Here is a 25,987-nt window from a genome sequence, read left to right as displayed (position 1 = left end):
TTTGGGACGTAAAGCGACAGCAGTCCCAAACACCGGCCCCGCAGGCCCGTCACCGCACCCAACACCCACCCAGCCCGCCGCAGGCGCAACGGCGACCAAGCCCCGCGGCGGGACAGTCAAGTACATGCGGCGCGCCGCAAAGCGCAACGGCGAGCGAGCCCCGTGGCGGGAGACACGGGTACGTGGGAGGCGCCGCAAAGCGCGCAACGGCGAGACCACCCGCGGCGCAGCAGACAGGTACGTGCGGGGCGCCGCAAAGCGCAACGACGAGACGCCCCGCGGCGCAGCAGACGGGTACGTGGGAAGCCCCGCTACCCCGTGTAGCCCATCCGGCGGGAGAGTTCGACGGCCGCCTTCACGGACCGTTCGGCCAGCTCCGGCAGGAGCCCGCGTTCCATCCGGTACGCCGGGCCGGAGACGCCGATCGCGCCGATCACCGCGCCGTCGTGGGCCCGCACCGGTGCCGCGACCGCGTTCAGCCCGATCTCCAACTCCTCGCCGGTGCAGGCGAATCCGTCCTCCAGCGCGGCCGTCAGCTGCGCGCGCAGGGCGGCCGCGGTGGTGAGCGTGTGCGCGGTGAAGCGCGGCAACTTGCGGGTCACCAGGCTCTCCCGGCGCTCCGGCGGCAGATGCGCCAGCAGCACCTTGCCGCTCGCGGTGGCGTGCAACGGGGTGCGCCGGCCCAGCCAGTTGTACGCGGTGACCGCGGCCGCGCCCCTGGCCTGCATGATGTTGACCGCGGCGTCACCGTCCAGGACCGCGATGTTGGCGGTCTCCCCGGTGTCGTCGGCCAGTGCCCGGCACACCGGCTGGCCCTCCTGCGAGATGTCCAGCCGGATCGCCGCGGCGCCGGCCAGCCGCAGCACCCCGGACCCGAGGTAGTACTTGCCGCGCTCCTTCTCCTGCTCCACCAGTCCGCGGCCCTCCAGCACGCCGAGGATCCGGAAGGCGGTCGACTTGTGGACGCCCAGCTCCGCGGAGATCTCGGTCACCCCGGCCTCGCCGAGTCTGGCGAGGATCTCCAGCACGCTCACCGCACGGTCCACGGACTGGACGGAACCCGCCCCGCCGCGCCGCTCCTCGGACCGGTCGTCCGAGGTCCCGCTCGTATTCGACATGGGTCTTCGTTCACCACCCGGTGGCCCCCGAGGGGCCGTGCGAGGGCATCTTCCGGGAAGCCCTTGACGGCCCGCTCCACGCCTTGGATTCTGTTGCGCATCGCGCTCTGCGATGCGTTATTCAGAACACATGATACCGATCAGCGCGAGGGGGGCCAGATGATTGCCGTCTGCCGCATCGAGGACCTGCCCCAGGGCGAGTCCGTACGGATCGAGATCGACGAGAACACCCCGGCCATCGCGGTCTTCCACACCGAGGACGGCTTCTACGCCGTCGACGACACCTGCAGCCACCAGGACGCCTCGCTCTCCGAGGGCTGGGTCGAGGGCTGCTTCGTCGAATGCCCGCTGCACGCCGCGCTGTTCGACCTGCGCACCGGCGCCCCGACCTGCCTGCCGGCCCGCCGCCCGGTACGTACCCACGAGGTCGGCGTCATCGACGGGATGGTCCACGTGCGGCCTGCGGTCAGGGAAGGGGCGGTGGCGTAGCGGTGGTGTGAGGGCCCCGACCTGCCTGCCGGCCCGCCGCCCGGTACGTACCCACGAGGTCGGTGTCATCGACGGGATGGTCCACGTCCGGCCTGCGGTCAGGAGGGAGGAGGCGGTGGCGTAGCGGTCGACGGGATGGCTCACGTCCGGCCCGCGGTCAGGGAAGGGGCGGTGGCGTAGCGGTGGTGTGGCGGCCCCGCCTGCCGGGCGGGCCGCAGCGGTCGCTCAGGCGGCCGCGCGGTCCGCCGGCGCCGGTCGCTCCCGCCGTTGCCGGCGGCGCTCCTGTCGCCGCTCGCGCCGCAGCTCCCGGGCCGTACTGCTCGGCTGCGACTGCACACCGTGCCGCTGCACCCAGACCTGCCGGGTCACCCACACGTCCAGCACCGCCCAGGTGGCGACCACCGTGCCGGCGACCGTACCGAGCACCGCGGGGAACGCCAGCCAGGACCCCGCCAGCGTGCACAGGAACGCCACCATGGCCCCGATCAGGGTGATCGCCACGATGATCACGGCGCGCACCGCGGCGGTCCGTACCGGGTCCGCCATCCGGGGCCGCACCGCCGGCTCCTCCTGCCACAACGGCTCCCTGCCGGTGTCCATGACCGCGTCACACTCCCCGCATCCACCCCGCGCGTCCGCCCCTTGCCGAGTGCCCGGGTTTCACCGGAAGATTCCCCGCCGCCGGACCCGTCCACCCCCATGGTGCACGCACGGAAGCACCGCGGGGTTCCCGGGGGTAGAGCGAAACCGGCCAACCGTCCCACCATGCCCTCCGGTGCCGGTGTGCGCTCGCGGCGCACAAATACGGGCGGGTTGTCCGGGAATCGGCGGACAACTCAGGACGACCCGGCCGCGGCCCTCGGCACCGGGGCCAGGAGAGCCCTTCGGGTTGGTCCCCCGACAGTAGTAGGCTCGCGCCGTTTGTTGACGGAACACCACCCCCGTGCGCCGGGGTTGACGTAGGGGAGGCCATGCGCTTTCGCGGGAAGTCGGTCCGCCGGAAGATCGTGGCGTTGCTGCTCGTACCGCTGGTGTCCCTGACGACGATGTGGGCGGTCACCACCTACGTCACCGGCCGCTCGGCCAACCAGCTGCTGGACGTCGGCAATGTCGTGAAGAACCTGGGCTACCCCGTCGAGGACGTCATCCAGGCACTGCAGCACGAGCGCCGCCAGAGCCTGCTCTACCTCGCCGACCGCCGCGGCGCCACCGCGCTGAGCGAACTGCACGCCCGGACCCGGGTCACCGACGACCTGGTCGCCCGGCTGCGCGCCGACGCCGCCGGCCGTGACGTCCGCGAGGACCTCGACGCCGGCGTCGGCGACCGGATGAACACCCTCCTCAAGGGCCTGTCCTCGCTCCGCTCGCTGCGCACCCAGGTCGAGGACAACACGGTCACCCGCGACGAGGCGATGGAGTCCTACGACGCCCTGGTCGACCCCGGTTACGACTTCCTCGCCGCGGTCCACGCCCTGGACAACGTCGAGATGGACAAGCAGGGCCGCGCCCTGGTGAACGTCACCCGGGCCCGCGAGGCCCTGGCCCGCGAGGACGCCCTGATGTCCGCGGTGCTGGCCTCCGGCAGCATGAGCCGGCGCGATGTGCGCGAGCTGTCCGACCGGATCGCCGAGCGCCGGGTCCTCTACGGCACCAACCTGCCCCTGCTGCCCGCCCGGGACCGCGGCCTCTACGGGGACTACTGGCGCTCCGCCGCCGCCCGCGAACTCACCTCCTACGAGGACCGGGTGATCGCCGCCGGCGACCGGGGCGGGCCGGACGCGGTCAACGCCGAACGCTGGAACACCACCGCCGAGAAGGTGCTCGGCGACCTCGCCAGGATGGGCAAGGAGGCCGGCGACCGCTACCAGGAGCGGGTCGCGCCGGCCGCCACCAGCATCGTGCTCAAGGCCGTCGCCGCCGGCGTACTCGGCTTCGTCGCCCTGCTGGTCTCGGTCATCGTCTCCTTCCGCATCGGGCGCCGGCACGTGCGGGACCTGACCCGGCTGCGCAAGACCGCCCACGAGGTGTCCGGCGTACGGCTGCCGAGCGTCATGCGCCGGCTGGCCGCCGGGGAACAGGTCGACGTGGAGACCGAGGCGCCCCGGCTCGAATTCGGCCCGGACGAAACCGGTCAGGTCGGACAGGCGCTCCACACCCTCCAGCGGGCCGCCATCGAGGCCGCCGTCAAACAGGCCGAGATGCGCCGCGGGGTCTCCGAGGTGTTCGTCAACCTCGCCCGCCGCAGCCAGGTGCTGCTGCACCGCCAGCTGACGCTGCTGGACGCCATGGAGCGGCGCACCGAGGACACCGACGAGCTCGCCGACCTCTTCCGGCTCGACCACCTCACCACCCGTATGCGGCGGCACGCCGAGGGCCTGGTCATCCTCTCCGGCGCGGCGCCCTCCCGGCAGTGGCGCAAACCGATCCAGCTGATGGACGTGGTGCGCGCGGCGGTCGCCGAGGTGGAGGACTACGAGCGCATCGAGGTGCGCCGGCTGCCCCGGCTCGCGGTGGACGGCCCGGCCGTCTCCGACCTCACCCACCTGATAGCCGAACTCCTGGAGAACGCCACCGTCTTCTCGCCGCCGCACACCGCCGTCCAGGTGCTCGGTGAGCGGGTCGCCAACGGCTACGCCCTGGAGATCCACGACCGCGGTCTGGGCATGCCCCCCGACCAGCTGCTGGAGGCCAACCTCCGGCTGGCCGAGACCCCCGAGTTCGAGCTGTCCGACACCGACCGGCTCGGCCTGTTCGTGGTCAGCCGGCTCGCCCAGCGCCAGGACGTACGGGTCACCCTGCAGCCCTCGCCGTACGGCGGCACCACGGCCGTGGTCTTCCTCCCCGGCACGATCCTCACGGAGACCGGCGACGCGAGCGCCGGCCGGGAGGGCGGCGGGCCGGCCGCCGGACCGCTGACCGGCGTGCCGGTGGACGACGAACTCGACCACGCGGCGGGGAAGTTGGCCGCCCTCTCGCAGGTGCCGGTGCCGCTCCCCCCGAGGGGCGTCGTCGACGGACCGGTCGAACTGGAACCGCCGCTGCGACCGGACGAGCTCGGCCCGCTCGACGACGAGGACGCCCTGTTCGGCGGCCCACGCCGGGGCCGGGACCGCGGACCACGCGCCGGCATCGTCCCCGTACCGCCGGTCCCCGACGGCGAGCAGCACCAGCAGACCCGCGACCAGGCGCCCGGCGGCGGGCTCGCCCCGCTGCCGCGTCGCCACCGCCCGCCGGTGCTGGTCTCCGACCACGGCCGAACGGTCGACGACCGGGACGGGGACCGTGACCGTGACCTGGACCGGGCCGGGGACCGGGACCGGGAGCGCGAGGGGCACACGGTCGAGGACCGGGACCGGGACCGGCACCGTGACCGGGGCCGGGACCGGCACGAGCGCCCCGCCGCCCGGGGCTCCGCCGAGGGCTCGGCGGACGTCCCCGCGGACGGCCCCGCCGCCACCCCACCCCCCGAGGACTCCGCGGCCGGCCCCGCCACCACGTCCACCGGGCTGCCCCGCCGGGTGCGGCAGGCCAGCCTCGCCCCGCAGCTCAAGGCCGACGGGGGCGGCCGGCCCGGCCCGGAGCGGCCGGCCACGCCGTCCGCGGACGACGACCGCGACGCCGAGGCGGTGCGCGCCCGGATGGCCTCGCTCCAGCGCGGCTGGCAGCGCGGCCGCCGCCACAACGGTGAGGAGGACGAGACCCGCGCGCACGGCACACCCCCGGACGCGCACGACCCCGGCGGTCCACCGGCCGCCGCGGACACCACAGATCCGGATGCCCCGGACGGCGCCACGCAGGACGGCACCGCCCCGGGCACCACAGCACCACCAGGAACCACATCGGGAGGGGACGGTCCATGACCGAACCGCAGGCAGCAGCGTTCACCACACCGGGCTCGGCGAAGGGATCCGGCGAGCTGAACTGGCTCCTGGACGACCTGGTCGAGCGGGTCGGCGCGATCCGCAAGGCACTCGTCCTCTCCAGCGACGGGCTCGCCACCGGCGCCTCGAAGGACCTCACGCGGGAGGACGGCGAGCACCTGGCCGCGGTCGCCTCCGGCTTCCACAGCCTGGCCAAGGGCGTCGGCCGGCACTTCGGCGCCGGAGGGGTCCGGCAGACCATGGTCGAACTGGACGAGGCGTTCCTGTTCGTCAGCGCGGCCGGCGACGGCAGCTGCCTGGCCGTGCTGGCCGACGCGGACTCCGACGTCGGGCTGATCGCCTACGAGATGACCCTGCTGGTCAAGCGCGTGGGTACGCACCTGGGCACCGCGCCCCGGTCCGGTCCGGCCAGCTGAGCCAGACGACGGTGACACCATGAGCGACCAGGGCGGCCGGGCGGCGCGCGAGCGGGAGGCGGCCCGCTGGTTCGACGACGAAGCGGGCCCCGTCGTCCGGCCGTACGCCATGACCCGCGGGCGCACCCGGACCGCCGCGGAGGGGCGCCTCGACCTGATCGCGCAGGTGATCGCCGAGAGCCGTGCGGCAAAGACGGCCGAGGACCGGACGCTGTCCCCGGAGCAGGTCGAGATCGTCGAGCGGTGCCGGGACGTGCCGCTGTCGGTCGCCGAACTCGCGGCCGAGCTCGACCTGCCGGTCGGTGTCGTCCGGGTGCTGATCGGCGATCTGCTCGACGCCGGCCTGGTCCGGGTCAGCCGGCCGGTGCCGCCGGCCGAACTGCCGGACGAGCAGGTGCTGCGCGAGGTGATCGACGGTCTGCGGGCGCTGTGAGCGGCCGGGACGTCAGCCGCCGTCGTCGCCCCGGTCCGTGCGGCGCGGCGGCGGCCACTGCTCACCGGCCCGGCCCGGCTCCAGCCGGGCGAGCGCTTCGGTCAGCTGGGCGACCACCTGCTCGATCTGCCGGTGGGTGGTGTGCCGCTCGGTGACGACCGCGGCGAGCAGCAGCGCGGTCAGCGCGGTGATCCCGTTGAAGGCCTGCAGGGTGACCATGTTCGTGAACAGGTCGTGGTGCGCGAACGGTCCCGAGCGCTGGGCGGCGGCCACGATCGCCACCGTCGAGACCAGCAGCGCGCACGGCGCCGCACCGGCCCGCTCGAAGCGGAACGCGGCCCAGATCAGGCACGGCGAGACGAGGAAGAGCAGGTTCATCGGGCTGCTCACGGCGAGCTCGGTGACGGCGAATGTGCAGCCGCCGAGCAGCACCCCCTCCGCCCACCGGTAGGGGCGGAAGCGGCCCCGGGGCGGCCACCGGACGGTGCTCAACAGCAGCAGCACCGGCGTGACCACCAGCACCCCCATCGCGTCCCCGGTCCACCACACCGCCCAGGCGGGCCAGAAGCCGGCGCCGGTCAGCGCCCCGGAGAGGACCAGGACCCCGCTGCCGACGGTGGCGCTCACCAGCATCCCGGTCAGGGCGCCGAGGCCCACCAGCGCCACCGCGTCGCGCAGCCGGTCCAGCCGGGTGTGGAAGTCCACCCGGCGCAGCAGCCGGTGGGAGAGCAGCGGGCCGAGCGTGTTGCCGGCCACGATGGCGCACACGACGAGGAACGACGGCCCCAGCGACACATTGACCAGGAACGCGCCCAGGGCGATGCCCGGCCACACCCGCGGCCCGAACAGCAGCAGCGCGGTCAGGGCGATCCCGGTCGGCGGCCACAGCGGGGTGACCTGCCCGCGGACCAGTTCCTGCAGCAGACCGAGCCGGGCACTGCCGTAGTAGACACCGGCGGTGCACAGGATCTGCACGGCGAGCGCCCGGTGCCCCGCCGTGGCCGCGAGCATCCGCCCGGCCGCGCTGCCGGGTCCGCTCGGCGCCTGCCCGTCCACCGCGCCCGCCTACCCGTAGGGACCGCCGTCGTGACGGAGCACCAGTACGGCGGCGTCGTCGGTGTGCCCGGTCAGATCGGCGACCGCGACCACCTGGCCGGCCAGGTCGTCGGCCGCGGCCTCGTACGCCGCCCCGACGATGCCGGCCACCCGGGCCAGCCCCTGCTCGATCGGGTAGCTCGGCCCCTCCACCACCCCGTCGGTGAGCAGGACGAACGCCCCGGCCCGGTCCAGCCGGCGGCGGGTGACGGGGTAGCGCTGGTCGGGGAAGACCCCCAGCGGCAGCCCGCCCGGGTCGGTGAGCACCTCGGTGCCGGCGGCGGTGCCCCAGACCGCCGGCAGATGCCCGGCCCGGGCGCCGGCGAGCTCGCCGCACGTCGGCTCGAACCGCAGGAAGGTGCAGGTCGCGAGGAGGTCGGAGCTCATCGACAGCAACAGGTTGTTGGCCCTCTCCAGGACGTCGCCGGGGTCGGTGGTGGCGCCCGCGACGGCGCGCAGGCCGGTGCGGACCTGGCCCATGAAGGCGGCGGCCTCCACGTCGTGGCCCTGGACGTCGCCGATGACGAAGCCGAGTGAGCCGTCCGGCAGGGCGAAGGCGTCGTACCAGTCCCCGCCGATGTCCAGCCCGGTCTGCGCGGGGACGTAGCGGGCCGCGGTGGTCAGCCCCGGAAGGCCCGGGAGCTCCGGCGGGAGCATGTGCCGCTGCAGTTCCACGGCGAGTGCCACCCGTGCCTGCTGGAGCTTGATCCGTTCCATGACCTGGCCGGTGAGCCGGCCGAGGAGCCCCAGCAGTTCCTCGGGCGACGGTCCGGTGCCGCGGCGTCGGTTCATCGCGCACTCCGCTCCGCATGCGGCTCGCGTCTGCTCTCACCCTACGCCCGGCCGTCCGGGCACCGCCGAGCCTTGTTGAGCAATGGTCAACAGCGGGCTAGGCTCGGAGATCAGTTGTTCCGTTGTCACCGCGGCCGTGCTCCGCCGTCACCGCAGCCGGCCGCCACCGGACGAGAGGCACCACCATGCCCACCGACGCCACCCCGGCCCCGGCCCCCTCCGACTTCGAGCGCCTGGAGATCCAGGTCGGGCCGCACACCCATGACGCCCTGGCCTGCGGGCCCGCCGACGGGGACCTCGTCCTGCTGCTGCACGGCTGGCCGGAGTTCGCCGACTCCTGGAGCGAGGTGCTGCCCGCCCTCGGCGCGGCCGGCTACCGGGCCGTCGCCGTCGACCAGCGCGGCTACGCCCCCGGCGCCCGCCCGCCCCGGATCGCGGACTACGCCGTCCCCGAACTCGTCGCCGACGCCCTCGCCTTCGCCGACTCCCAGGGCGCCGGCCGCTTCCACCTGGTCTCCCACGACTGGGGCGGCATGGTCGCCTGGGCGCTGGCCGGCGCCCACCCCGAGCGGCTGAAGTCCCTGAGCGTGCTGGCCACCCCGCACCCGGAGGCCCTCAACCGGGCCGCCGCCGAGGACCCCACACAGCATCACCGCCTCGACTACGTCCGCTTCTTCCGCCGTGCCGACGGCGCCGCCGAGGCGGCCCTGCTCGCCGACGACGCGGCCCGGCTGCGCGCCGTCTACGGCGGCAAAATCCCCGAGGCGCTGGTCGACGACAACCTCCGCCGGCTCTCGGCACCGGGCGCCCTCACCGCCACCCTCAACTGGTACCGCGCCCCCGAGTCCGTCATCTCGGTGCCGGCCGGCCGGATCGCGGTGCCCACCCTCTTCCTGTGGGGCAGCGAGGACGTTGCCCTGGGCCGGGGCGCGGCCGCGTCGACGGGGGAGTGGGTGGACGGCCCGTACCGCTTCGAGGTCCTGGAGGGCGCCAGCCACTGGCTCCCCGAAGAGGTCCCCGGGCTCGTCACGCCCCCGATCCTCGACCACCTCGCCCGGCACGCCTGACGCCCGGCCGGGCCGCCACGGCCGCCCGGACCCGGCCCGGCACCGCCGTACACTGCGGGCATGTCCGGCAAGCGAGGCACCCGACTCACCCCCGACCAGCGCCGGGAGCAACTGGTCGGCATCGGGCTGGAGATGCTCGCCGACCGGACCCTGGACGAACTGTCCACCGACGAGGTCGCCCGGCGCGCCGGCATCTCCCGCGGGCTGCTCTTCCACTACTTCGACTCCAAGCGCGACTTCTACCGCGCCGTGGTCCGCGCCGCCTGCGACCGCTTCACCGCCGCGACCGAACCGGCCGCCGGCCTGGAACCGGTCGCCTGGATGCGCGCCTTCATCGCCGGTTTCGTGGCCTACGTCCTGGAACACCGTCAGGTGTACCTCGCCCTGGTACGCGGCGCGGCGGGCAGCCACCCCGCGGTCGCCGACCTCGTCGACGAAACCCGCGCCACGGTCGCCCGCCGGGTCCGCGACGGGCAGCGGCGGCTCGGCCTGCCCCAGGACCCGCGGCTGGAGGTCGCCACCCGCGCCTGGATGGCCTTCGCCGAAGAGGCCGCCATCACCTGGCAGATGGCGGAGCACGGCACCGAGGAGGAGCTCTGCGCCTTCATCGAGGCCGGCCATGTGAGCCTGCTGGGCCTCCTCGACCGGCCCCAGACCCTCGCCCCGCGCTGAACGGCCGCCCCCGCGCCCGTGTCCCAAGCGTGACGGATCTCAAGTGGGCGGCGCGCCGAGCACGTTGTACGGTGCCTGTGCGCCTGCTGCCCGCTCCCCACCACGCCCGGGGGCACAGACGTGAGCACCACCCGCACACCCGGCAATACAGGAGAAGGTACCCATGGTCTTCGGGCGTTCGGACCGTCGTCAGCAGACCGTCGCCGCCGACCCGGTGACGCTCAAGATCCTGGTGGCCGGCGGCTTCGGGGTCGGCAAGACCACACTGGTGGGCGCCGTCAGCGAGATCAAACCGCTGCGCACCGAGGAGCGGCTGACCGAGGCGGGCCGCCCGGTCGACGACCTCCAGGGGGTGGAGGCCAAGAGCACCACCACCGTCGCCATGGACTTCGGGCGGATCACCGTCAACGACCAACTGGTCCTCTACCTCTTCGGCACCCCCGGACAGGACCGCTTCTGGTTCCTCTGGGACGAGCTGGCCCGCGGTGCGCTGGGCGCGGTGGTCCTCGCCGACACCCGTCGGCTCGCCGACAGCTTCGCCGCGATCGACTACTTCGAGCGCCGCGGACTGGCCTTCACCGTGGCCGTGAACTGCTTCGACGGCGCCGACCGCTACCCGCCCGAGGCGGTCCGCGACGCCCTGGACCTCGACCCCGAGGTGCCGGTGATGCTCTGTGACGCCCGGGAGCGGGACTCGGCCAGGGACGTGCTGATCGCCGTCGTCGAGCACGCGATGCGGACCGGCGGCCGGCGCCGGGAGCCCGCACTGCCCTGACCGGCAGGCACCCGCACGGGTACGGCCCGCACCCCGCCGTCCGGAGCCCGGGCCGTACGTCCGCCGCCCGCCGCTACGAAGCCGCCGAGCCGTCCTCGGTCAGCCAGCCGAAGCTCCGCTCCACCGCCCGCCGCCAGTTGGCGTACTCGCGGTCCCGGACCGCACCGTCCATCCGCGGCACCCACTCGGTGTCGCGCTTCCAGTGGCTGCGCAGCTCGTCCAGGTCCTGCCAGACACCGGTGGCCAGCCCCGCCGCGTAGGCCGCGCCCAGACAGGTGGTCTCCGAGATCACCGGCCGGATCACCGGGACGCCCAGCACGTCCGCCTGATGCTGCATCAGCAGCTTGTTGGCGGTCATCCCGCCGTCCACCTTCAGCTGCGTGATCCGCACCCCGGAGTCCTGGAACATCGCGTCCACCACCTCCCGGGTCTGCCAGCTGGTCGCCTCCAGAACGGCGCGGGCCAGATGCGCCTTGGTGACGTAACCGGTCAGACCCGTGATCACCCCGCGGGCGTCGGAGCGCCAGTACGGCGCGAAGAGACCGGAGAACGCCGGCACGATGTACGCCCCGCCGTTGTCCGGGACGCTCGCCGCCAGCTGCTCGATCTCCTCGGCCGAGGAGATGATGCCGAGCTGGTCGCGGAACCACTGCACCAGCGCACCCGTGATGGCGATGGAGCCCTCCAGGCAGTAGACCGGGTCCTCACCGCCCAGCTGGTAACCCATGGTCGTCAGCAGCCCGCTCTTCGACGCCACCGGGCGGTTGCCGGTGTTCAGCAGCAGGAACGAACCGGTGCCGTAGGTGTTCTTGGCCTCGCCGACGCCGTAACAGGTCTGCCCGAAGACCGCCGCCTGCTGGTCGCCCAGCGCGGACGCCACCGGCACCCCCTGGAGCTGGCCCACCGCGGAGCCGTACACCTCCGCCGACGAGCGGATCTCCGGCAGCATCGCGGCGGGCACGTTCATCGCCGAGAGGATCGCCGGATCCCACTGCAGGGTCGCGAGGTTCATCAGCATCGTGCGGCCCGCGTTGGTCACGTCCGTGACGTGCACCCCGCCGTCGATGCCGCCGGTCAGGTTCCAGATCAGCCAGGAGTCGATGGTGCCGAACGCGATCTCGCCGCGCTCGGCACGCGCCCGCAGGCCCGGCACCTCGTCCAGCAGCCAGGCCGCCTTCGGCCCGGAGAAGTAGCTCGCCAGCGGCAGACCGGTGGCCTCGCGGAACCGGTCCTGGCCGTCCGCGCCGCCCAGTTCCGCGCACAGCTGCGAGGTCCGGGTGTCCTGCCAGACGATCGCGTGGTGCACCGGCCGGCCGGTGGCCCGGTCCCACAGCACGGTGGTCTCCCGCTGGTTGGTGATCCCCAGCGCGCTGAGCTGGTCGGCGCGCAGCCCCGCCTTGGTGAGCGCACCCGCCACCACGGCCTGCACCTTCGTCCAGATCTCCGTCGCGTCGTGCTCCACCCAGCCGGGCCGGGGGAAGATCTGCCGGTGCTCGCGCTGGTCCACGGCGACGATCGACCCGTCGTGGTCGAAGATGATGCAGCGGCTCGACGTGGTGCCCTGATCGATCGCGGCGACGTACTTCTCGGTGTGCTGGTTCATGCCGTCAGGCCTCCTGGCTCCGAGTGGGTACCCGGGTCGCACCCGTGGTGCGCCCGCCTTCGTGCGGCCGCACCGGTCAGAATGCCGCCTGGTGGACCAGTCCGGAGAGCACCGCGCCGATCAGCGGCCCGGCCACCGGTATCCAGGCGTAACCCCAGTCCGACGACCCCTTGTTGGGGATCGGCAGCAGGGCGTGCACCACCCGCGGACCGAGGTCCCGGGCCGGATTGATCGCGTAACCGGTCGGCCCGCCCAGCGACAGCCCGATCCCGACCACCAGCAGCGCGACCAGCAGCACGTTGATGCCCGAGCCGTACACCCCGGCCCGCTCGCCCGGCACCTGGCCGATCCCGATGCCCTTGTTCTCGCCGAAGAACAGCAGCGGCAGGACCAGCCCGACGGTGGCGATGACCTCGGTGACGAGGTTTGCCACCGGCTTGCGGATCTCCGGGGCGGTGGAGAAGACCCCCAGCGTCGGCTGCGCCTTGCCCTCCTCGGCGTTCGCGGCGAACTGGGCGTAGTACAGCGCCCAGGCCAGCACCGCACCGATCGCCGCGCCCACCACCTGCGCCAGCACGTACACCGGCACCTTCGACCACGGCGTGCCGCCCGCGACCGCCGAGCCGACCGTGACCGCCGGATTGAGGTGCCCGCCGGACAGCGGCGCCGCGGTGTACGCCCCGGCCAGCACGCCCAGGCCCCAGCCGAAGGCGATCACGACCCAGCCGGCGCCACGTGCCTTGGAGTGGTGCAGGGTGACCGCGGCGCACACCCCCGCGCCGAAGAGAATCAGGATCGCGGTACCGATCACTTCACCGACGACGATGTCCCCATTGGTATACATGGCGGCTCCTTGTCCCTGGCCCGGGGACGTCCCCCGGTCCTCCGCGGTCGGGTGCGTGCCACCGGCGGGCAGCGGGCAGCCGCTGCCACCCGGCCGGGGCGCCGGAGTGCGGCGCCGCCGACATGGCACGGGGAAGTGTTCACCCGGGCTGAGGGAGCGTCAAGGTCGCCCGCAGCGGCGGCCGTTGACCGCGGAGGGCGGCCCTTCCCGGGCCGGCCGGCCGCCGTCAGCCCCGCGCCCGCAGCCCCTGTGGCCCGGCCGGATCCGGCACCCGGGCCACCGCCCCCCGGCGCACCTCCGTACCCGCCGAACCCGGCCGGCCCACCACCCAGCTCGCCCCCGGCAGCGCCTTGGCCTCCTTCTTCAGCGGGGCGAGCGCCGCCGCGGCCTCGTGGTGGCCGCCGACGCTGCCCGGCGGGCACACCACCGTCGCCAGCGACAGCGTCACCGGCCGGCCGCCCGCCTCCCAGGCCACGTCCAGCAGCGCGGCCGCGAACGGCTCCAGCCCGTCCGGTTCGGCCAGCACCAGGAAGTCGTCACCGCCGATGTGGCCCACCCGGCAGGACGGCTCGTCCGCCGCGACCCCGGCCAGCGTCCGCCCCACCGAGCGGATCAGCTCATCGCCCGCCGCGAACCCCGCACCGTCGTTGACCTGCTTGAATCCGTCCACGTCCAGCCAGCTCAGCGCGAACGCCCGCCCTTCGGCGATCCGCCGGTCCACCTCCGCGTTGACCTCGTCCGAACCGGGCAGCCGGGTCAGCGGATTGAGCCGGGCCGCCTCCTCCACCCGGCTCTCCGCCAACGCCCGCAGGATGTCGGCGAGATGCACCACGCCCATGCACCGGCCCCGCTCGTCCACCACCGCCACGTCGTCCCCGGTACGCGCCCGGTCGCCCTCCGCGATCACGTCGAGCACCTGCCAGGCGGTGGCGTCCGCACCGACCGTCCGCGGCCGGTCCGCCAGCCGCAGCGCCGGCCGGTCCGCGTACAGCGCATGCCCGTACCGCCCGGACAGCGACAGCAGGAACCGGTCCCGGTCGATCGCCCGGACCGGCACCCCGTCGGTGTCCACCAGCAGCACCCCCGACACCTCGGGAAAACCCGTGAGATGGCTGCGCACCGCGCCCGCCGACGCCGTCATCGGCAACAGCGCGGCCGGCTGCAGGAACTGCGCCACCGGCGGCCCGGACGGCGGACGGTACGTCGCCGCGGCCGGCCCGCTCACCACCGGGGACACCGACGGCGGCAGGTACACGTCGGTGGCCGGCCGCCGCGCCGGCGGGGCGAACAGATGGCCCTGCGCCAGCTGCACCCCGGCGTCCCGGACCGCCGCGTACTGCCGCTCGGTCTCCACCCCCTCGATGGCCAGCAGCCCGCCGGTCCGCTCGCACAGCTCCCGCATCGCGGCCACCACCGCCTGCCGGCCCTGGTCGGCGTCGAGCCCCACGCACAGCGACCGGTCGAGCTTCACCAGGTCCGGTGCGAGCGCGCCGAGCAGCCGCAGCGGCAGATCGCCGTCGCCGACCCCGTCCGCACAGATCCGGAAGCCCTCGTCCCGCAGGCCCGCCACCGACTCCAGCAGCGCCGCCCCCGGGACGTGCAGGAACGGCCCGCCGATGTCCAGGGTGACCTCCCACGGGCGCCGGCCCACCTCGTGCACGGCCTTGGTCAGCGACGTCAGCCGGGGCAGCTCGGCGACCGTGCCGGCGAAGACGTTGACGTGCAGCGGCAGCAAGGTCTCCTGGTGCGACGCCGCCCGGACCGCGAGCGCGGCCAGTTCGGCGTCCAGGTCCGGACAGCGCCGCGCGGACGTCAGGACGTCGGCCGCGCCCGGCTCGGGGCGGGCGAGTATCTCCATCGCCGCGACCGAACCGGTCGAGAGGTTCACCACGGGCTGGAAGGCGAAGCGAAGCTGGTCCGTCCACGCAGGCACGGGCAGCAGCATGCCCCGTGACGGACCGCTACGATGTGTGATTAACGCACTGTTCACGCATCCTTCCGGAGCTTACGGACGGCTGCCCCCGCAACGCACACACCGCGTTCGACCGGGCGCGATACGCCGGCCGACCGCGCCTTTGGGGGACCCGGCCGGCCCGGACGAGAAGAACGGACTGGACCGTGCCACATCCCGATTGCTATGTTGTTCTCGCCCCGAGAAAGACTCAGGGTGAGAACAACCGCCGGGGAGGTGACGGTCATGACCGGAAAGGGACGGCCCGCCAAGGAAGTTGGCGCCGACCGCGGCGACGACAGCGCCTTCCTCGCCGCCTACGACCCCCGGGACTTCCCCGCGATCGCCGTGACCGTCGACATCGTCGCGCTCACCCTGCGCGGCGGCGCGCTGCACGTCCTGCTGGTCGAACGCGGCGGCCGCCCCTTCCGTGGCGCCTGGGCCCTGCCCGGCGGTTTCGTCCGCGCCGGCCAGGAGTCCCTCGACGCCGCCGCGGCCCGCGAACTCGCCGAGGAAACCGGCCTGGACGCCGCCCACCTGGAACGCGTCCACCTCGAACAGCTCGGCTCGTACGGCGAACCGGCCCGCGACCCGCGGATGCCGGTCGTCACCGTCGCCTACCTCGCCTTCGCCCCCGACCTCCCCGAGGCCCGCGGCGGCGGCGACGCGACCGCCGCGGCCTGGATCCCGGTCTCCCGGCTCGCCCTCGCCGCGCGCCAGGACGGCCGTACGGACCGGACGCCGCCCCGGAGGAGCGCGGCCGGCGACCGGGACCGTACGGCAGGGACCTCCGGCGAACCGGACGCGGCCCGCCCGCGTCCCTCAGAGCAGGGTCCGGGGCACGGGATCGACGGGGGTGATTCCGTGCCCCGGACCCCGGACGTCGCCGCGCCGGGCCCGGACGCACCGGCCCCGCTGCCGCTCGCCTTCGACCACGCCCGGATCGTCGCCGACGGCCTGGACCGCGCCCGCGCCAAGATCGAGTACACCCCGCTGGCCACCGCCTTCCTCGGCGCGGAATTCACCATCGCCGAACTCCGCGGCGTCTACGAATCCGTCTGGGGCAGCCCGCTGCACGCCGGCAACTTCCACCGCAAGGTGCTCTCCGTCCCCGGCTTCGTCGAGCCCACCGGAACCACCGCGGCCCGCGGGGGAGCCCGCGGCGGGCCGCGGGCCCGCCTCTACCGGGCGGGCGACGCCGCCCTGCTGCACCCGGCGTTGCTGCGCCCGGACCGGGACGGTTCCTGACCACACCCCGCCCGGGCACGTCCCGCCAGGTCAGCCGCGCGGCCGGTGCCCGGTCAGCGACCGGCGGGACACCGGGAAGTCGAAGTAGGTGTCCGGGAACGTCTCCGGGGTGAAGGTGTAATGCCACCACTCCGCCGCATAGTTGACGAACCCCGCCCGCTCCAGGCCGTCCTTGAACAGCAGCCGGTTCGCCCGCTGCACGCCCGCGATCCGCGGGTCGAGGGTGTGCGCCAGGGTGTCGAAGCAGTCGAACCCGGTCCCCATGTCCAGCGAGTTGTCCGGGAAGCGGGCCTCCCGCGGCCCGTAACAGGGCGCGAGCGGCTCACCCGGCACATACGGGCGGGTCGGCAGCGCGGGCAGCCGCACCAGCGTCAGATCGACGGTACTGCCCCGGCTGTGCCCGGACTTCTCGGCGATGTAGCCGTCCCGGAACAGCGTCGACTTGTCGACCCGCGGATAGAACTCGCCCTTCATCCGCTGGTCCCCGAGGTCCTCCGCCCACGCCACGAAGTGGTTCACGGCGCGCTGCGGCCGGTAGCAGTCGTACACCTTGAGGGAGTAGCCGCGGCGCAGGAACGCGCGCTGCGCCCGGTGCAGTGCCCGCGCCGCGTCCCGGGTCAGCAGGCAGATCGGCGCCCGATAGCCGGTCACCGGGACGCCCATGAAGTTGTGCGGGGTGGCGTAGCGCATCTCCTGGAGGATGGTGGGATCGACGTCCCGCAGGGCGACGAACTCCGCGGGTGCCCTGGGGTCGTGGGCCGGCGTCGACGGCGGGGCGGGCCGGGCGGCCGGGGCCGCCGTGGCGGGGGAGAGCGCGGTGACGGCCAGCAGGGCGGCGGCAGCGGCGACGGTGGCGGCGCCGCGCAGCGCGGCAGCGAGTATCGGTCTCGGCATGGCCCCCGTCTATCAGGCGCGGCGGCCCGGCGGAAGACCCCGATCACCGGCCCGCGGGCCCGGGGCGCGGTCCGCCCTCCCGAGTCACCCGTCCGCCCCCGCCGGCACCTCCTCCGCCAGCCCCCGCACCCGTACCCGATAGCCCACCGCGCCCCCGTCCCGCCGCTCCACGGCCACCCGGCCGTCCGCCTCCCGCCGCGTCACGAAGCGCTCCACCGTCGGCCGTTGCCAGCCGTCCCCGGCGTCCGGAACCACCAGCCCGCCGCCCTCCCGGCCGGCCACCGGCGCCCACACCTCCAGCTCCGTCCCCCCGTCCCCGTCCGCCACCGGAAGCACCGCCCCCGCCCGCGCCAGCACCGGGATCCGCGACAGCGGCGCGTCCACCCACACCTGCCCGGGCCCCTCGTAGGCCCGACCGGTCGCCGTGTCGTACCACCGTCCGCGCGGCAGCCGCACCGCCCGCCGGGTCACCCCCGCCTGCAGCACCGGCGCCACCAGCAGCGCGTCCCCCAGCAGGAACGCGTCCCCGCAGTCCCGCAGCGCCCGGTCCCGCGGCGAACTCCACCACACCGGGCGCACATACGGTGCCCCCGCCAGCCGCGCCAACTGACCCAGCGTCACGAAGTACGGCAGCAGCCGCTGCCGCTCCCGCAGCGCCGCGCGGGCGTGGTCGAGCGCGGCTATGCCGAACTCCCACGGCTCCCGGCGGCCCGCCCACACCGCCGAATGCGTCCGGAACAGCGGGAGGAATGCGCCCAGTTGGAACCAGCGCACATACAGCTCCGGCGACGGCACCCCGGAGAACCCGCCGACGTCCGGACCGCTGTACGGCACCCCGCACAGCCCCAGCCCCAGGACGAGCGACAGCGAGGCCCGCAGCCCCTCCCACCCCGTCGCGACATCCCCCGACCAGGTGCCGCCGTACCTCTGGAGCCCCGCCCAGCCGGCCCGCGAGAACAGGAACGGCCGCTCGTCCGGCCGCAGTTCACACAGCCCCTCGAACCCCGCCCGGGCCATCGCCAGCCCGTAGACGTTGTGCGCCTCCCGGTGGTCCCCGCCCCGGCCCTCCAGCGCGTGCCGGGCCGAACGCGGCAGCGTCTGCTCCCCGAAGGGCGCGAACGACACCGGCTCGTTCATGTCGTGCCAGAACCCGGAGAACCCCTCCGCCAGCCGCTCCGCGTACAGCGCACCCCACCACTTGCGCACCCGCGCGTCGGTGAAATCCGGGTACACCGACTCACCCGGCCACACCACCCCGCGCACCTCCCGCCCCCGCGCGTCCCGTACGAAGGCATCGGCCGCCGCCCCGCCCTCGTAGACCGCGTCCCCCGGCTCCGCCTTCACCGCCGGGTCCACGATCGACACCAGCCGCACCCCGTCGGCCCGCAACTCCCGTGCCAGGCCCGGCAGATCGGGATAGCGCGCACGGTCCACGGTGAAGCCCCGGTGCCGGTCGAAGTGGTCGATGTCCAGATGGACGGCCGTCAGCGGAAGCTCCCGCTCCTTGTAGCCGGCCACGATCCGGCGCACCTCGTCCTGGCCGCCGAACCCCCACCGGGCGTGCTGGTACCCCAGCGCCCACCGGGGCGGCAGCGCGGGCGCACCCGTCAGCGCCGTCCACATCTGCAGCACCCGGGCCGGCGTGCCGGCCAGCACCCAGTAGCGCAGCGGTCCGCCGTCCATCCGCAGCTCACACGTGCCCGGCCGGTCGTGCCCGGAACCGGCGCCCTCCGCACCCTCGCGCAGCAGCACCCGGCCGTCCCACGAATTGTCGTGAAAAACCAGATGTGTTCCGGCGTCCGCCACCACCAACTGCACCGGCATCGTCAGCGACAGCGGATCGTCCCCCGGCACGAACGCGCCGCCCGGATCGGTGTTCCACAACCGGTAGGAGCCGTCCCGCAGCCGCGGCCCGTGTGCCCGGCCGCCCAGCCCGAAGAACCGCGCATCGGCCGCCACCTCGGACCGCTGCACCCACCGCGACCCGTCGCCGCCCTCCGGCCCCCCGCCCCGCTCACCCGCCCCGTCCGGCCCCGCCGTACGGTCCCACCAGCGCGGCGGCAGCTCCCGCCGCAGCACCGCCCCGCCCGGCGTGCGCACCTCCACCGCACCGTGCCGGGACACCGCGACCAGCACCCGCTCGGACACCACCCGCCAGCCGCCCTCCGTATCGGGCTCCAGCACCGCCCGCGCGTCCACCTCGGGACACGCCCCGGCCAGCGCGTAGGACGGCTCCGGCCCGGCACCGCCCCAGCCGCAGAACACCGCACCACCGGTCGCCACCCGCACCCGCAGCGACGACCGCGCAAAGTGGATCACCCCGCCGCCCGGCTGCGGCTCCGCCCCCGTGGCCGCCCCCGGCACCCGCGCCCGCTCCGGCGCACGCGCCGGCAACGCCACCGCATCCGCCCGCCGCGCCCGCCACGCCGCGCGCACGGAGCGGAGCCCCTGCGCCGGCCCGACCGCCCTGACCACCCGTACCGATCGCACCAGATCACGCCCGTCCATGCCGGTCAGCCTGCCATTGCCGCCCGGGCGGGCGGGCATCGTTCAACTGCCGTTCACCTGCACGGGGTCACGCTCGGCCACGCCGAGGCCCGGGCCCGGGCGGCCGGTGGCCGGAATCCGCCCGCGCCGCCCGGGCCACGTAGGCCCACCACATTCCCCACCCCCCGAATATGGGCGGTCCGCCCTGGTGCACAAGACGATCACATGGCATCGTCCAGACAAGCCGTGTCACGCGCACACGTCAGGCCGGGAGACCCCCACCATGGTGCGCGCCCGGCGCATACGCCGCGTACCACCCGGGAGCCGCCACATGACCACCGCACCGCACTCCGCACACCGGCCGGAACCCCTCTGGCAGCCCGGCCCGGACCGGATCGCCGGCGCACAGGTCACCCGCTTCCACACCTGGGCCGCCGCCCACCACGGCGCCCCCGCCCCCACCCCGGGCGACCCCGCCACGAGCTACGCCGACCTGCACCGCTGGTCCGTCGAGGACCTCCCCGCCTTCTGGCGCGCCGTCGCCGCCTGGTTCGACGTCCGCTTCGCCACGCCCTACGAGACCGTGCTCGCCGACCGCGCGATGCCCGGCGCCCGCTGGTTCCCCGGCGCCACCCTCAACTACGCCGAACACGCCCTGCGCGCCGGCGAGGACCCGGCCCGCGCCGACACCCCCGCGCTGCTGTACGTCGACGAGACCCACGAACCGACCCCCGTCACCTGGCGGCAGCTGCGCGCCCAGGTCGGCTCGCTGGCCGCCGAACTCCGCCGCCTCGGCGTCCGCCCCGGCGACCGCGTCAGCGGCTACCTCCCCAACGTCCCGCAGGCCGTCGTCGCCCTGCTCGCCACCGCCGCGGTCGGCGGCGTCTGGACGTCCTGCGCCCCCGACTTCGGCGCCCGCAGCGTCCTGGACCGCTTCCAGCAGATCGAACCGGTCGTCCTGTTCACCGTCGACGGCTACCGCTACGGCGGCAAGGAACACGACCGCCGCGACACCGTCACCGAACTCCGCGCCGAACTCCCCACCCTGCGCGCCGTCGTCCACATCCCCCTGCTCGGCACCCCCGCCCCCGAAGGTGCCCTCAACTGGTCGGACCTGACCGGAAACGACACCGAACCGGTCTACGAACAGCTCCCCTTCGACCACCCCCTCTGGGTGCTGTACTCCTCCGGCACCACCGGCCTGCCCAAGGCCATCGTCCAGTCCCAGGGCGGCATCCTCCTCGAACACCTCAAGCAGACCGGCCTGCACTGCGACCTCGGCCCCGACGACCGGTTCTTCTGGTACACCTCCACCGGCTGGATGATGTGGAACTTCCTCGTCGCCGGCCTCCTGGTCGGCTCCACGATCGTCCTCTACGACGGCAGCCCCGGACACCCCGACATCGCCGCCCAGTGGCGCGTCGCCGAGGCCACCCGCGCCACCGTCTTCGGCACCTCCGCCGCATACGTCATGGCCTGCCGCAAGGCCGGCATCCACCCCGCCCGCGACCTCGACCTCTCCGCCGTCACCTGCGTCGCCACCACCGGCTCCCCGCTCCCCCCGGACGGCTTCCGCTGGCTGCACGACTCCTTCGCGGAGAGCGGCGCCGACCTGTGGACCGCCTCCGTCAGCGGCGGCACCGACGTCTGCAGCTGCTTCGCCGGCGCCGTCCCCACCCTCCCGGTCCACATCGGCGAACTCCAGGCCCCCTGCCTCGGCACCGACCTGCAGGCCTGGGACCCGCAGGGCAAGCCCGTCATCGACGAGGTCGGCGAACTCGTCGTCACCAACCCCATGCCGTCCATGCCCACCCGCTTCTGGAACGACCCCGACGGCACCCGCTACCACGACAGCTACTTCGACATGTACCCCGGCGTCTGGCGGCACGGCGACTGGATCACCGTCACCTCCCGCGGCAGCGTCATCATCCACGGACGCTCCGACTCCACCCTCAACCGCCAGGGCGTCCGGATGGGCTCCGCCGACATCTACGAAGCCGTCGAACGCCTCCCCGAGATCCGCGAATCCCTCGTCATCGGCCTGGAACTCCCCGACGGCGGCTACTGGATGCCGCTCTTCGTCCACCTCGCCCCGGGCGCCACCCTCGACGACGCGCTCCGCGACCGCATCAAGCGCACCATCCGCGAACAGCTCTCCCCGCGCCACGTCCCCGACGACATCATCGAGGCCCCCGGCGTCCCGCACACCCTCACCGGCAAGCGCATCGAGGTCCCCGTCAAACGCCTCCTCCAGGGCACCCCGCTCGACAAGGCCGTCAACCTCGGCTCGGTCGACAACCTCGAACTCCTCCACTTCTACGAGCAGGTGGCCCGCGACCGCGCCCAGTAACACCCCCGGGCCGCCGCCGGCTCCGGAACCGCCGACCCGCACCCGGGCCCGGCGCCGGACGCCGTTGTCAGACCCCCCGATTACTCTCGGTGACGAGTGAACGCCGGGCCGTGCACCCGCCCGGCCCGGCGACCGCTCCGCAACCGACACCACCGAGGGGGAACCATGACCACCACATCCCGGCCCACCGACCCGGCCGCCGCCCGCCGCGGCCTGCGCCGCGAAATGCCCAGCGCCGCCGCCGTCCTCGCCGACGCGCGCGACTTCACCGCCATGCGCCGGTACGCCAGCTTCCCGTTCGACGACCACGCCGGCTACCTCCGCCAGATGGAGACCCTGCTGCGCACCCTCGCCGCCCAGGGTGTCCTCACCACCGTCGGCCTCTTCGACCCGGCCGCCTACGCGCAGTACTGCGCCGACCGCTCCCTGGACCCCGACCGGCCCGACAGCCGCAGCCGCTACACCGCCGAAGTGGCCCGCACCGGCGCCACCGTCATCTACGACGGCGAGCCGCTGACCCAGCTCCTCCCGTTACTCGCCGCCGAGGCCGACCGCCAGGCGAATTGGGACCACGCCACCGCACTGCTCACCCGCGCCGGCCGCTGCGAGACCTGCGGCGCCGACCTCGCCCACGCCGCCTTCACCCGCGCCGGCCAGGCCGTCCAAGGCCTCCTCGACGCCCTCGGCGACGGCACCCACCACCTCGTCTGCTCCATCGCCGCCGGCGATCCACCCCTGCTCGCCGTCCTGCACGCCGGCTGCCGCCCCGGCGCCCGCCCCCAGCTCGACGAACACGAAGCCCTGGTCTTCTGCACGGTCCTCGCCGCCGGCCTCGCCCTGCGCACCCCCGGCGGCATCGTCTCCCGCAGCACACCCGACCCCGACGACACCGCGTCCGACCCGGCCGATGACACCCACGGCGACCCGGCCGCCCACCCGATCCGCGGCACCTCCCGCGACACACCCCGCGACACGGTCCGCGGCTGGTCCCTGCGCGACGCCTGGCCGCACGCCCTCAGCGCCGGCGAGGTCTTCACCGCCTACTGCACCGACGCCGACAGCGGCGAGCCCGTCCCACCCGAACCAGGCGTCAGCTACGCCTCCGGCCTGCCCGTGACACCCCCGCCCGACCACCCCTGCCACCCCTGACCGGTCACCGGACACCGGGACACAAAAGAACGGCCGCCCCGCCACAAAGGCGGGACGGCCGTCAGGCCCGTGCGGCGCCACGCGCCGCCCGGCCTCACTCCCCGGAGAGCACCGCCTGCGCGGCCGCCCGCGCGTCCTCGGCGGTGTCCGCCGCACGCGCCGCGGCCGCCGCACGCTCGCACTGCGCCAGCGTGTGCTTGGCCAGCGTCGCCCGCACATAAGGAAGCGACGCCGCACCCATCGAAAGGCTGGTGACACCGAGCCCCGTCAGCACACACGCCAGCAGCGGATCCGAGGCCGCCTCACCACAGACACCACAGCTCTTGCCCTCGGCCTTCGCGGCCTCGGCCGACAGCGCCACCAGATCCAGCAGCGCCGGCTGCCACGGATCCTGCAGCCGCGACACCGCGCCCACCTGACGGTCCGCCGCGAAGGTGTACTGCGCCAGGTCGTTGGTCCCCAGCGAAAGGAACTCCACCTCCTGCAGGATCGACCGCGCCCGCAGAGCCGCCGAGGGAATCTCCACCATCGCCCCGAACTTCGCCCGCAGCCCCGCCGCACGGCAGGCATCCGCGAACGCCTTGGCGTCGGTCCGGTCCGCCACCATCGGCGCCATGACCTCAAGGTAGACCGGCAGCCCCTCGGCGGCCTTCGCCAGCGCGGAGAGCTGCGTCCGCAGCACCTCGGGGTGGTCGAGCAGGGTGCGCAGACCCCGCACACCCAGCGCCGGGTTCGGCTCGTCGGCCGGCGTCAGGAAGTCCAGCGGCTTGTCGGCACCGGCATCCAGCACGCGCACGACCACGCGCCCCTCCGGGAAGGCCTCCAGCACCTTCCGGTACGCCTCGACCTGCTTCTCCTCGGACGGCGCCTGCTTGCTGTCGTCGAGGAACAGGAACTCCGTACGGAAGAGCCCCACGCCCTCCGCACCGGCCTCGACCGCGGCATCCACATCACCCGGGCCACCGACGTTCGCCAGCAGCGGCACCTTGTGCCCGTCGGAGGTGGCGCCCGGACCGGACGACGCGGCCAGCGCCGCCTTCCGCTCCGCCGCGGCCCGCTCCAGCTCCGCCCGCCGCGCAGGGCTCGGCTCCACGAAGATCTCCCCGGTGCTGCCGTCGACGGCGATCACCGTGCCCTCGACCAGCTCACCCGCACCCGGCAGCGCGACCACGGCCGGCACCCCCAGCGCCCGCGCGAGAATCGCACTGTGACTGGTCGGCCCGCCCTCCTCGGTCACGAAACCGAGCACCAGCGACGGGTCCAGCAGCGCGGTGTCGGCCGGCGCCAGGTCCCGCGCGATCAGCACATACGGCTCATCGCTGTCCGGCACACCCGGCATCGGCACGCCCAGCAGCCGCGCCACGATCCGATTGCGCACATCATCAAGGTCTGCGACCCGCCCCGCGAGGTACTCCCCGGCACCGGCCAGCAGCGCCCGGTAGGCCGCGAACGCGTCGTAGACCGCACGCTCGGCGGTGCTGCCCACGGCGACCCGCCGCTCGACGTCCGCCATCAGCTCCGGGTCCTGCGCCATCAGCGCCTGGGCCTCCAGCACGGCCTGCGCCTCACCACCGGCCAGGTTCCCGCGCGCTATCAGGTCGGCGGCCACCGCCTCGACGGCCTGGCGGGCGCGCCCCTGTTCGCGCTCCGCCTCCTCCGCCGGGATCTGCTTGGCCGGCGGCTCCAGCACCGCCGTACCCATGTGCCGCACCTCGCCAATGGCCACACCGTGGCTCACCCCGACGCCCCGCAGCGTTGTCTCCATTGCACCCGTCTCCGGTTGTGATGCGACGGCCCGCGCCGTCGCGATGAATGTCGTACCCGCCGTCCGCGACGGCGCCCGGCCTACCGCCAGGAGAAGAGCTGGTCGCCGGCCTTCACATCGCCGTCCTCGCGCACCTCACCGAGCGCGTCGGCGGTGGCCTCCAGCGCGACGACCGGGCACACCGGGGACTTGCCGGCCTCCTCGACCGCGGCGGGGTCCCAGCGCACGATCTCCTGACCGCGGGTCACGTTGTCACCCTTGTTCACGAGCAGCTCGAAGCCCTCGCCATTGAGCTGAACGGTGTCGATACCGAGGTGCGTGAGCACGCCGTGGCCCTCGGGGTCCACGACGACAAACGCGTGCGGGTGCAGCGACACGACAACACCGTCCACGGGGGAGACGGCGGCGGACGGCTCACGGACGGGGTCGATGGCGGTACCGGGTCCCACCATCGCTCCGGAGAACACCGGGTCGGGCACTGCCGCGAGTCCGATGGCGCGTCCTGCGAGCGGGGACGTCACGGTGGTCATGGGAAGCCTCCCAGGGGTGGAGATTCATCAGGCCGCCGTCACTACCTGTCCTGGACGGCGCACCGTTCAGAGCGTAAGTCATAAGAATCGACGCTTCCGCATGACAGAGGCCGGTTGCACCCCGCGAGTCCCGCTGAATCGATTTGCCTCGCCCACAGCAGAGCTGTACTGTCTGAGACCTGCCCCGGACAGCCAGCCGCAATCAACTACGGCCCGGCCGAGGTGGGCGGCACTCCTCAGCGTCTTGATCGCGACTCAAGAATTGCGCGCTTCTGCATGCCTGCAGAAAAGCGGCGGTTCGAAAGCCCGAAAAGGCCTGATAGAGTGTGAAACACCGAAGGGAAGCGCCCGGAGGAAGCCCGAGAGGGAGTCCAAAGGAAGCGTCCGTTCCTTGAGAACTCAACAGCGTGCCAAAAGTCAACGCCAGA

General features: G+C 74.0%; 21 protein-coding genes. 10 read left to right on the top strand and 11 right to left on the bottom strand.

Annotated features, from left to right (window positions below; all coding sequences use genetic code 11):
* Nucleotides 1-311: 311 nt before the first annotated feature.
* Nucleotides 312-1,118 carry an IclR family transcriptional regulator gene (locus AB0E02_RS37200; protein ID WP_362148500.1) on the bottom strand — a complete coding sequence of 269 codons (807 nt, stop codon included), beginning with the start codon at nt 1,116-1,118 and terminating at the stop codon, nt 312-314.
* Nucleotides 1,119-1,277: 159 nt separating this feature from the next.
* Here AB0E02_RS37200 and AB0E02_RS37195 point away from each other — a divergent pair, with 159 nt between their 5' ends.
* On the top strand, nt 1,278-1,607 hold the full coding sequence (locus AB0E02_RS37195; protein ID WP_362148497.1) for a bifunctional 3-phenylpropionate/cinnamic acid dioxygenase ferredoxin subunit: 330 nt from the start codon (nt 1,278-1,280) through the stop codon (nt 1,605-1,607).
* Between the two features lie 225 nt (nt 1,608-1,832).
* Here the strand turns inward: AB0E02_RS37195 and AB0E02_RS37190 are convergent, their stop codons facing one another.
* Complete coding sequence (locus tag AB0E02_RS37190; RefSeq protein WP_030813981.1) at nt 1,833-2,207, bottom strand: hypothetical protein; 375 nt, start codon at nt 2,205-2,207, stop codon at nt 1,833-1,835.
* A 371-nt stretch (nt 2,208-2,578) separates the two neighbouring features.
* Between AB0E02_RS37190 and AB0E02_RS37185 the strand changes: the two genes are divergently transcribed.
* Genes AB0E02_RS37185 through AB0E02_RS37175 form a run of 3 tightly spaced genes read left to right on the top strand, consistent with a single transcriptional unit; the run spans nt 2,579 to nt 6,337 of the window.
* The gene (locus tag AB0E02_RS37185; protein WP_362148493.1) at nt 2,579-5,467 is read left to right on the top strand and encodes a nitrate- and nitrite sensing domain-containing protein; all 2,889 of its coding nucleotides are present in this window, start codon (nt 2,579-2,581) and stop codon (nt 5,465-5,467) included.
* On the top strand, nt 5,464-5,904 hold the full coding sequence (locus AB0E02_RS37180) for a roadblock/LC7 domain-containing protein (protein ID WP_030813977.1): 441 nt from the start codon (nt 5,464-5,466) through the stop codon (nt 5,902-5,904). Before AB0E02_RS37185 ends, AB0E02_RS37180 begins: the two co-directional genes overlap by 4 nt.
* Nucleotides 5,905-5,923: 19 nt before the next feature.
* On the top strand, nt 5,924-6,337 hold the full coding sequence (locus AB0E02_RS37175) for a DUF742 domain-containing protein (protein WP_362148490.1): 414 nt from the start codon (nt 5,924-5,926) through the stop codon (nt 6,335-6,337).
* 12 nt (nt 6,338-6,349) lie between these two features.
* On the opposite strand, the gene AB0E02_RS37170 is transcribed toward AB0E02_RS37175, so the two are convergent.
* Together AB0E02_RS37170 and AB0E02_RS37165 are read right to left on the bottom strand one after the other, a co-directional pair.
* Complete coding sequence (locus AB0E02_RS37170) at nt 6,350-7,348, bottom strand: MASE1 domain-containing protein (protein ID WP_362148502.1); 999 nt, start codon at nt 7,346-7,348, stop codon at nt 6,350-6,352.
* 54 nt (nt 7,349-7,402) lie between these two features.
* Nucleotides 7,403-8,224, bottom strand: coding sequence for a PP2C family protein-serine/threonine phosphatase (locus AB0E02_RS37165; protein WP_362148487.1), 822 nt, complete (start codon nt 8,222-8,224; stop codon nt 7,403-7,405).
* 185 nt (nt 8,225-8,409) lie between these two features.
* Here AB0E02_RS37165 and AB0E02_RS37160 point away from each other — a divergent pair, with 185 nt between their 5' ends.
* From AB0E02_RS37160 to AB0E02_RS37150, 3 genes are all read left to right on the top strand, one after another.
* Nucleotides 8,410-9,291, top strand: a complete 882-nt coding sequence (locus tag AB0E02_RS37160; protein ID WP_362148484.1) for an alpha/beta hydrolase — start codon at nt 8,410-8,412, stop codon at nt 9,289-9,291.
* Between the two features lie 60 nt (nt 9,292-9,351).
* Nucleotides 9,352-9,963, top strand: a complete 612-nt coding sequence (locus AB0E02_RS37155) for a TetR/AcrR family transcriptional regulator (RefSeq protein WP_362148481.1) — start codon at nt 9,352-9,354, stop codon at nt 9,961-9,963.
* Nucleotides 9,964-10,126: 163 nt separating this feature from the next.
* A complete protein-coding gene (locus tag AB0E02_RS37150; protein WP_362148478.1) occupies nt 10,127-10,738 on the top strand; it encodes an ATP/GTP-binding protein in 612 nt (203 codons plus the stop codon).
* A 73-nt stretch (nt 10,739-10,811) separates the two neighbouring features.
* On the opposite strand, the gene glpK is transcribed toward AB0E02_RS37150, so the two are convergent.
* The 3 genes from glpK to AB0E02_RS37135 all read right to left on the bottom strand — a co-directional run bounded on the left by glpK (nt 10,812) and on the right by AB0E02_RS37135 (nt 15,118).
* Nucleotides 10,812-12,341, bottom strand: coding sequence for a glycerol kinase GlpK (glpK, locus tag AB0E02_RS37145; RefSeq protein ID WP_362148475.1), 1,530 nt, complete (start codon nt 12,339-12,341; stop codon nt 10,812-10,814).
* 76 nt (nt 12,342-12,417) lie between these two features.
* A complete protein-coding gene (locus tag AB0E02_RS37140; RefSeq protein WP_362148473.1) occupies nt 12,418-13,185 on the bottom strand; it encodes an MIP/aquaporin family protein in 768 nt (255 codons plus the stop codon).
* Nucleotides 13,186-13,411: 226 nt separating this feature from the next.
* Complete coding sequence (locus tag AB0E02_RS37135; RefSeq protein ID WP_362148470.1) at nt 13,412-15,118, bottom strand: GGDEF domain-containing protein; 1,707 nt, start codon at nt 15,116-15,118, stop codon at nt 13,412-13,414.
* Between the two features lie 264 nt (nt 15,119-15,382).
* Here AB0E02_RS37135 and AB0E02_RS37130 point away from each other — a divergent pair, with 264 nt between their 5' ends.
* The gene (locus tag AB0E02_RS37130) at nt 15,383-16,384 is read left to right on the top strand and encodes an NUDIX domain-containing protein (protein WP_362148467.1); all 1,002 of its coding nucleotides are present in this window, start codon (nt 15,383-15,385) and stop codon (nt 16,382-16,384) included.
* Between the two features lie 30 nt (nt 16,385-16,414).
* Here the strand turns inward: AB0E02_RS37130 and AB0E02_RS37125 are convergent, their stop codons facing one another.
* Both AB0E02_RS37125 and AB0E02_RS37120 read right to left on the bottom strand, forming a co-directional pair.
* Complete coding sequence (locus AB0E02_RS37125) at nt 16,415-17,278, bottom strand: M15 family metallopeptidase (RefSeq protein WP_362148463.1); 864 nt, start codon at nt 17,276-17,278, stop codon at nt 16,415-16,417.
* Nucleotides 17,279-17,362: 84 nt separating this feature from the next.
* Entirely contained in the window at nt 17,363-19,786 is a 2,424-nt protein-coding gene (locus AB0E02_RS37120) for a glycoside hydrolase family 31 protein (protein WP_362148460.1), read from the bottom strand.
* A gap of 310 nt (nt 19,787-20,096) precedes the next feature.
* Here AB0E02_RS37120 and AB0E02_RS37115 point away from each other — a divergent pair, with 310 nt between their 5' ends.
* Both AB0E02_RS37115 and AB0E02_RS37110 read left to right on the top strand, forming a co-directional pair.
* Nucleotides 20,097-22,115 (top strand): acetoacetate--CoA ligase, encoded by a 2,019-nt coding sequence (locus AB0E02_RS37115; protein ID WP_362148457.1) that lies wholly within the window; start codon nt 20,097-20,099, stop codon nt 22,113-22,115.
* 165 nt (nt 22,116-22,280) lie between these two features.
* Nucleotides 22,281-23,264, top strand: a complete 984-nt coding sequence (locus tag AB0E02_RS37110; RefSeq protein WP_362148454.1) for a hypothetical protein — start codon at nt 22,281-22,283, stop codon at nt 23,262-23,264.
* Nucleotides 23,265-23,358: 94 nt separating this feature from the next.
* Here the strand turns inward: AB0E02_RS37110 and ptsP are convergent, their stop codons facing one another.
* Nucleotides 23,359-25,029 carry a phosphoenolpyruvate--protein phosphotransferase gene (gene ptsP / locus AB0E02_RS37105; protein WP_362148451.1) on the bottom strand — a complete coding sequence of 557 codons (1,671 nt, stop codon included), beginning with the start codon at nt 25,027-25,029 and terminating at the stop codon, nt 23,359-23,361.
* Nucleotides 25,030-25,109: 80 nt separating this feature from the next.
* Complete coding sequence (locus tag AB0E02_RS37100) at nt 25,110-25,559, bottom strand: PTS glucose transporter subunit IIA (protein WP_310728930.1); 450 nt, start codon at nt 25,557-25,559, stop codon at nt 25,110-25,112.
* Nucleotides 25,560-25,987: the final 428 nt, after the last annotated feature.

It is taken from the genome of Streptomyces sp. NPDC048196 (assembly GCF_040652715.1).
Lineage (GTDB): Bacteria > Actinomycetota > Actinomycetes > Streptomycetales > Streptomycetaceae > Streptomyces > Streptomyces siderophoricus.
The sequence above is the reverse complement of the archived record's forward strand: the minus strand, read 5'-3'. Positions and strand labels throughout refer to the sequence as shown.